General features: G+C 69.9%; 7 protein-coding genes. 4 read left to right on the top strand and 3 right to left on the bottom strand.

What is annotated here, in order from left to right:
* The first annotated feature begins 28 nt into the window (after positions 1 to 28).
* Together AC1DKD_RS17230 and AC1DKD_RS17225 are read left to right on the top strand one after the other, a co-directional pair.
* On the top strand, positions 29 to 1,240 hold the full coding sequence (locus AC1DKD_RS17230; protein WP_477143503.1) for an MFS transporter: 1,212 nt from the start codon (positions 29 to 31) through the stop codon (positions 1,238 to 1,240).
* Positions 1,241 to 1,386: 146 nt separating this feature from the next.
* Complete coding sequence (locus AC1DKD_RS17225; protein WP_441632953.1) at positions 1,387 to 2,619, top strand: MFS transporter; 1,233 nt, start codon at positions 1,387 to 1,389, stop codon at positions 2,617 to 2,619.
* Between the two features lie 15 nt (positions 2,620 to 2,634).
* Here the strand turns inward: AC1DKD_RS17225 and AC1DKD_RS17220 are convergent, their stop codons facing one another.
* Complete coding sequence (locus AC1DKD_RS17220) at positions 2,635 to 3,531, bottom strand: DODA-type extradiol aromatic ring-opening family dioxygenase (protein WP_441632951.1); 897 nt, start codon at positions 3,529 to 3,531, stop codon at positions 2,635 to 2,637.
* Positions 3,532 to 3,951: 420 nt separating this feature from the next.
* Here AC1DKD_RS17220 and AC1DKD_RS17215 point away from each other — a divergent pair, with 420 nt between their 5' ends.
* Complete coding sequence (locus AC1DKD_RS17215) at positions 3,952 to 4,191, top strand: hypothetical protein (protein ID WP_441632949.1); 240 nt, start codon at positions 3,952 to 3,954, stop codon at positions 4,189 to 4,191.
* A 58-nt stretch (positions 4,192 to 4,249) separates the two neighbouring features.
* Here AC1DKD_RS17215 and AC1DKD_RS17210 read toward each other — a convergent pair whose 3' ends face one another.
* Both AC1DKD_RS17210 and AC1DKD_RS17205 read right to left on the bottom strand, forming a co-directional pair.
* Positions 4,250 to 4,576, bottom strand: coding sequence for a YciI family protein (locus AC1DKD_RS17210; RefSeq protein ID WP_428179148.1), 327 nt, complete (start codon positions 4,574 to 4,576; stop codon positions 4,250 to 4,252).
* Between the two features lie 59 nt (positions 4,577 to 4,635).
* Complete coding sequence (locus tag AC1DKD_RS17205) at positions 4,636 to 5,622, bottom strand: quinone oxidoreductase family protein (RefSeq protein WP_441632947.1); 987 nt, start codon at positions 5,620 to 5,622, stop codon at positions 4,636 to 4,638.
* 154 nt (positions 5,623 to 5,776) lie between these two features.
* Here AC1DKD_RS17205 and AC1DKD_RS17200 point away from each other — a divergent pair, with 154 nt between their 5' ends.
* Positions 5,777 to 6,634, top strand: a complete 858-nt coding sequence (locus AC1DKD_RS17200; protein ID WP_441632990.1) for a LysR family transcriptional regulator — start codon at positions 5,777 to 5,779, stop codon at positions 6,632 to 6,634.
* The last annotated feature ends 30 nt before the right edge of the window (positions 6,635 to 6,664 follow it).

Here is a 6,664-nt window from a genome sequence, read left to right as displayed (position 1 = left end):
ACACGAAGCTTCTCCCGGCAGGCCCCCTATCTCGCCACGTCAGCTGGTCTGGACCCTCGGCATCACCGAGACCATTTCCTGGGGCACGCTTTTTTTCGCCTTCACCGTCTTTATCGCCCCGATGAGCGCGACACTGGGCTACTCCAAACCCTTCCTCGCCGGCGGCTATTCGCTGGGCCTGCTGGTCTGGGCCATGTGCTCGTTTGCCGTGGGCCGGCTGCTTGACCGCGTGCAGGCGCGCATCGTGATGTGCGCGGGATCGGTGCTGGCGGGCTGCGGTTTGCTGCTGTGGGCGTGGAGCCCGAACCAGGCGGCCTTCCTGCTGATGTGGATACCGCTCGGGCTGGCCATGGCGACCACCCTGTACGAGCCCGCCTTCGTGGTGCTGCGCCAGGCCTTTGGCGACGGCTACCAGAAGTCCATCGTCACCGTGACGCTGATGGCCGGCTTTGCCAGCACCATCTTCGTGCCGCTGGCGCAATGGCTGGTGCTGCACCTGGGCTGGCGCGAGACGCTGCTGTGCTTCGCCGGGCTCAACCTGCTGGTCTGCGCGCCCTTGCATGCGCGCCTGCGCTACGTGGCGCATGCCTCCTATGCCGCCGCCCCGGCGCCGGCTCCGCTGGAGAACTCGGCGCAGCCCGGTATTGCGCGCATGGCCTTGCGCCAGCCGGTGTTCTGGGCCGTGGTGCTGGCCTTCACCGCGCTGTCGGTGATCGCTTCGCTGCTTGGCGCCCACCTGATCCCGATGCTGACCGAAAAGGGCCTGCCGCTGGGCGAACAACTGGTGGTGGCGGCACTGATCGGACCAGCCCAGGTAGTCGGCCGCCTGGTGATGATGCGCTTCCCGGTGCGCCACCCGCTGCGGCTGTCGCTGCCGGTGTACGTGGTAATGAGCGTGGGGCTGCTGTGCTTTGCCCTCGGCTACGGCAAGTGGCTGATGCTGGCCGCCGTGCTCTACGGCTGCGCCAACGGCGTCAACACCATGCTGCGCGCCATGGCCATGCCGGAACTGATCTCGCGCCACCATTACGCCACGCTCAACGGGCTGATGATGACGCCGGTGCTGCTGATGCAGGCCGCCGCCCCCTGGCTGGGCGCATTGCTGTGGAGCGCCGCGGGCGGCTACTGGCTGATGCTGTGGGTGATGGTGGCGCTGGCGCTGATGGCGCTGGCTGCCTTCGGGTTCGCGCTACACCGGCGCGGCCTGCTGCGTACATCCAGCCACCCAGCGGCGGCCTAGGGACGCAGCGGCGGGCAAAGGGGCCTGGACGGTACGGTCGTGCGCCCGACGCACCGATATGCGACGATGCGGGGCTCGACTACCCTGCAGCGCCCGCCAGGGCACCTCGGCGCCACCGCGCGTGGCCGGAGATGCCCGCCGCATCCATGCCCGATTCCACTTCCAGCAATCTGACCCGGCCGCCTTCGCCCCCCTCCGCCGCTCCGGCCATTGCCCCGGTCGGCGCGCGCCGCGTGGAGCACGCCGCGCGCGCCACCATGGCGCTGTTYTTCGTCAACGGCGCCACCTTCGCCACCTGGGGCGTGCACATCCCCACCATCAAGGCCCGCTTCGGACTGTCGGATGCCGTGCTGTCCCTGGCCATGCTGGCGGTGGCCGCGGGCGCCATCGCTGCGATGGGGCCGGTGGGGCGGTGGGTGGCGCGCGTGGGCAGCGCCAGCGCCTGCCGGCGCAGCGGCCTGGTCTATGCGATCGCCACCGCCGCCATTCTCGCCATGCCGCAATTTGCCTTGCTGATCCCGGCGCTGATTGCCTTCGGCATGGCCAACGCGGCCTTCGACGTGGGCATGAACGCGCAGGCCGCCACGGTGGAGGCCAGCCGCGCGCGGCCCGTCATGTCGGCGCTGCACGGCATGTTCAGCCTGGGCGGTATGGCAGGCGCGGCCGTTGGCGGCGTACTGCTGAGCCTGGGCGTGCCGCCGCTGGCGCACGTCATCGGCATGGCGGCGCTGACGGCGGCGGTTACCGCCGGCGTGGCACCGTGGCTGCTGGACGACCATCCGGTACCGTCGCCCTCCGCGCACCACCGCGCGCATGCGGTGCGCGCGCTCTGGCTGCTGGGCCTGATGGCCTTCCTGGGGCTGGTTGGCGAAGGGGCGATGTACGACTGGTCCAGCGTCTTTATGCGTGAAGTGGCACAGGCGCCCGACGCCTGGACCAGCGCCGGCTATGCCGCCTTTTCCGGCGGCATGGCTTGCGGCCGCTTTGGCGGCGACCGCCTGCGCGCGCGCTGGTCGGACGCGCGCACGCTCGCAGGCAGTGCCTGGGTGGCGTTCGTGGGCATCATGCTGGCGCTGCTGTGGCCCGTGCCGGTGGCGACCCTGACCGGCTTTGCGCTGATGGGCCTGGGCGCGGCCAACATGGTGCCGATCTTCTTCGTGGCCGCGTCGCGGCTGCCGGGCGTGGCGCCGGCCGAGGCGATCGCGCGCGTGGCACGCTTTGCGTATATCGGCTTGCTGCTGGGGCCGGTGATGATCGGCGGCGTGGCCCACGCGAGCAGCCTGCAATATGGGCTGGGCGTGGTCGCCCTCACCATGGGCTGGATCGCCCTGGCGGGCGCCCGGCTGGCGCGCCCTTACCTGTCCGCCCGCAAAGGGTAGCAGCGCCCTGCGGGCTCAGGCCGTCGCGCTGGTCAAAGCGCTCTGTTCCGTGCCCACGCCCTCGAACATGAAGGTATCCATCGCCAGCACGCCGTAGGTCACATCGTCGGCCACCCGTGCTACACCCGCCGGCAGCGTCTTCTGCGCCGGCAAGCCGTCATGCGGCCCCAGCGCCGCGCCCAGCGCTACGAAGAACGGCAGCAAGTGCTCGTCGGTGGGATGCGCGCGGCGGGCGTACGGCGCCTGCGCGCGATAGTCGGCAATGCGCGTGGTGTCGCCGCTGGCGAGCGCCTCGTCCAGTGCCTCGATCATCCAGCCGCGGAAAGACTCCACATAGGGCTCGACGGGCGAGCCGTGCTGCTCGCGCCGGCCCCCGATGCCGAAGACTTCCTGCAGGTTGTGGGTAAAGCTGCCCGAGCCCAGCACCAGCACACCTTCGTCGCGCAGGGGCGCAAGCGCACGCCCGATCCCGATCTGGGCCGCCGGCGGGAGATACGGATTCAATGCCAGTTGCACCACGGGGACGTCGGCGTCCGGGAAGAAGTGCCGCATCGGCATCCACGCGCCATGGTCCAGCGGCCGCTCGTCGTCCTGCAGCACCACCGCCGCGCCGGGAACGTGCGCGGCCTCCACCAGCGCCTTGACGCGGTCGGCCAGCGCCGGGGAGCCAGGTGCGTCGTAGCGCAGTTCATAGAGCGCGCGCGGGAAGCCGCCGAAATCGTGCCAGGCCTCCTGCCGCTGCCGGGTGCCGACCACCAGCGTGCTGTAGATCCAGTGCGCCGAGACGATCAGCACCGCGCGCGGCTTGCGCTGGCGCAGCACTTCGCCGAGGGCGTCGAACGCGGCGCCGCTGCGGCCCGGCTCGAGCGCGAGCATGGGGGAACCGTGTGAGATGTAGATGGCGGGGAGCATGATGTCGGCTCTCAATTCCTTTGGATAACGGTATTGAGTGTGACAAAACTTGCCGCCGCTGGCGGTAGGCGTTTGCGGATACCTCCATCAAAAAACTTGAAGCGAATTCGCTGCACCGCACCCGCCCGCCGCATTGCACCGCAACCCTGCCGCCGCCGGGTGTGGGGTGGCCCACACAACGCTTTAAAGATTCAGACACACTGTTGGCAATCGGCTTATGATTCCAACACGAGGTGCTGTCCCGCTGCGCGATGCGAGTCGTTATCCGCGCGAGCCGGGGCCAAACCCCGCAACAAATGGATACGACGCGCCACGAAGCGCGTCAGGCTGGAGAACACCGTGGTCAAGCGCACAGCCCACAGGCCCTGGCTGCCCCATGCAAACTGGTGGCAGCCAGGCGTGTATGCAAGTGGACCGGCTGTGCTCCTCTGGATCGCAGCCCGCCTGCCCGCCCCCTGGCTGGCCGACCTGTTCAATGCACCAGGCGCGGCCGTGCTGCTCAACCATTGCGGCGATACGGTTTTCGTGGCTGGCTGGATAGCCAGTGCGCTGTGGCTCTGGCTCACGCGAAACCGTCCGGAACCAGACGCCGCGCAACAGCAACCCAATGTGGACAGGCCAGCCAAAGCCGGCAGGCCACCGCGGCGGCACGTCGGCTAGCGCCCCCTTCCCGCCGCCACGCGACGCTGGCCTTTGACGCGGTCCGCGCTTCGGTACCTTAGTTCTCCACGGCCCGTTCCACCACTGCCGCGTCCGGCGCCCATGCCGCCGGCACGTCGCCCGCGCGCAGCCCGGGCGCCCAGGCAATCGTCTCGTAGTCGGCCAGGCCTTCCCGATGGAAGGGGTCTTCGGCCAGCCAGCCCGCCACCTCCTCGCGGCTTGTCCCGCGTGCCAGGATGGCGCCGCCCACGCGCGGCTCCTGCCGGCCCGAGAGCAGGAAATGGCCGGCAGCATAGTGGCGGTGAAGGAAGTCGCGGTGTGCCGCCAGGTGCCGGTCGAGTTCTTCCAGGGGCGCGCGGTAGCGCAACAAGATCAGGTACAGCATGGAACGCTCCAAAGGTTGTCCAATCCCGGCCGGGCTTGGCGATGGCAATGCGGCGCCGTTCATGGCAGCAGCAACAGGGAGCCGGAAGTCTCGCCGGCTTCGAGCCGGCGATGCGCCTCGGCGGCCTCGGCCAGTGGCAGGCGCGCGCCGATCTCCACTTTCAGGCCGGCCTCCAGCCTTGCGAGCGTGGCCTGGGCGCCTTCGCGGTAGCGCGCGAGATCGGCCATGAAGCGGAACACGCCCGGCCGGGACAGCGCAATCGACCTGGCCGGCCCCAGCGCTGCCAGGTCGAGCGGCCCGCTGTCGCCGCCCACCTGACCGATGCTGGCCACCATGCCATATGGCCTTACCGCTGCCAGGGTGCGCGCCAGTGTGTCGGCGCCGATGCCATCGATGGCGAAGTCCACCCCGTCGCCGCCACCGAATTCGCGCGCGGCAGCAACGAAATCCGCCTCACGATAACGCACCGCGCGCTCCAGGCCGTGCGCCAGCGCCAGCGCCGCCTTGGCCTCGCTGCCAACGGTGCCGATCACGCGCGCGCCCAGCGCACGCGCCCACTGCACCAGCACCAGGCCCAGACCACCCGCCGCCGCGTGCACCAGCACGCTGTCGCCAGCGCGCAGCGGGCGCACCCGGCCATAGAGCATGTGCGCCGTCATACCGCGCAGCAGGGCGCCCGCGGCGGCCTCGTCCGGCACGCTCTCGGGCAGCGCCACGGCGCGCTCGGCCGGCAAGTTGCGCACGCGGGCATAGGCGCCCGCCGGAGGGCCGGCATAGGCCACTCGCTGCCCTTCCGACAGGCCGCTGACGCCAGGCCCCACCGACTCCACGATGCCCGCGCCCTCCACGCCCAGCGTGGCAGGGAGAGCCGGCAAGGGATAGAGGCCGGTGCGATGGTAGACATCGACGAAGTTCACCCCGATGGCGGTGTGGATCAGCCGGATTTCGCCCGGGCCGGGCGCAGGGACGGGTACGGTTTCCAGGCGCAATGCTTCGCGCCCACCGGGGGCATGCAGGCGCACTTGAAGTGAAGGGATGGCAGTCATGGCGGACTCCGCGAGATGGCGTATCGAATCGTTGAACGTGCAGGTAGCGTCGAAAAGTCGACTCGCATCACGATAGCCCGGTGCAAAATAGATCGGAACTCCCAAATCGTTCGCGTTTATTGTGCAAATTTCGACAGAACAAGGTGGCCTTCCCCTGGACTGGGACGACGTGCGGTACTTCCTCGCACTGGCCCGCCAGCGCAGCCTGTCCGGCGCGGCCAGAGTGCTTCACGTGGAACACTCCACGGTAGCGCGACGCGTGCAGGGCCTTGAAACCAGGCTGGGCGTGCGGTTGTTCGACCGGCTGCCGCGCAGCTGGCCGCTGACCGCCGAAGGCGAGGCCTTGCTCGCCCACGCGAGCCGGATGGAGGAAGAGGCGCTTGCCTTTGGCCGGGCCGCGCTGGGCGCCAGCACGCTGGAGGGCACTGTCAGGCTATCGGTACCCCCCGTTTTCGGGAGCCATTTCCTGGTCCCCCGCCTGGCCGCGCTGCGCCCGCAGTGGCAAGGGATCGTGCTCGACCTGACGGGCGAAGCGCGCGCCGCCGATCTCCATCGCGGCGAGGCTGACCTGGCCGTGCGGCTGTCGCGGCCCCAGCAGCCGGGGCTGGCGGCGCGCAAGCTGGGCGAAATGGGCTACGGCCTTTATGGCGGCCACGGCTGGGTCGGGCTGCCCCAGGATGCCTGGGTCTTCCTCGGCTACGGCGAATCCTTGCGCGAGGTACCGCAGCAGCGCTGGCTGGAGCGCCTGGCCGGCGAGCGGCCCTTCGTGATGCACGCCAACGATCTCGCCACCCTGCACCAAGGCTGCCGCGCAGGGCTGGGCCTGGCCGTACTGCCGCATTTCCTGGCGCGCGACGACCCTGCCCTGTTCGGCATGATGCCGCCGGATGCGGCCCTGCGGCGTGATATCTGGCTGGCGGTACACCCTGACGTGCGACGCTCGCCGCGCGTGCGGGCCGTGGCCGAGGCGCTGGCCAAGGCGGTACAGGAAGCGTCCGGCAGCCTGATCTGACCGCTTCCCGGAACAAGGCGGTGCATCCGC

The sequence above is a fragment of the Cupriavidus sp. 05T313 genome, from assembly GCF_056396665.1.
Note: the sequence above shows the minus strand (reverse complement) of the source record. Positions and strands in the feature narration are given on the sequence as shown.

What these genes read in the sequence shown, in the direction of transcription:
- AC1DKD_RS17220 (WP_441632951.1), bottom strand. Translation starts at nt 3,531, where the DNA reads ATGCTCCCCGCCATCTACATCTCACACGGTTCCCCCATGCTCGCGCTC.
- AC1DKD_RS17210 (WP_428179148.1), bottom strand. Translation starts at nt 4,576, where the DNA reads ATGCTGTACCTGATCTTGTTGCGCTACCGCGCGCCCCTGGAAGAACTC.
- AC1DKD_RS17205 (WP_441632947.1), bottom strand. Translation starts at nt 5,622, where the DNA reads ATGACTGCCATCCCTTCACTTCAAGTGCGCCTGCATGCCCCCGGTGGG.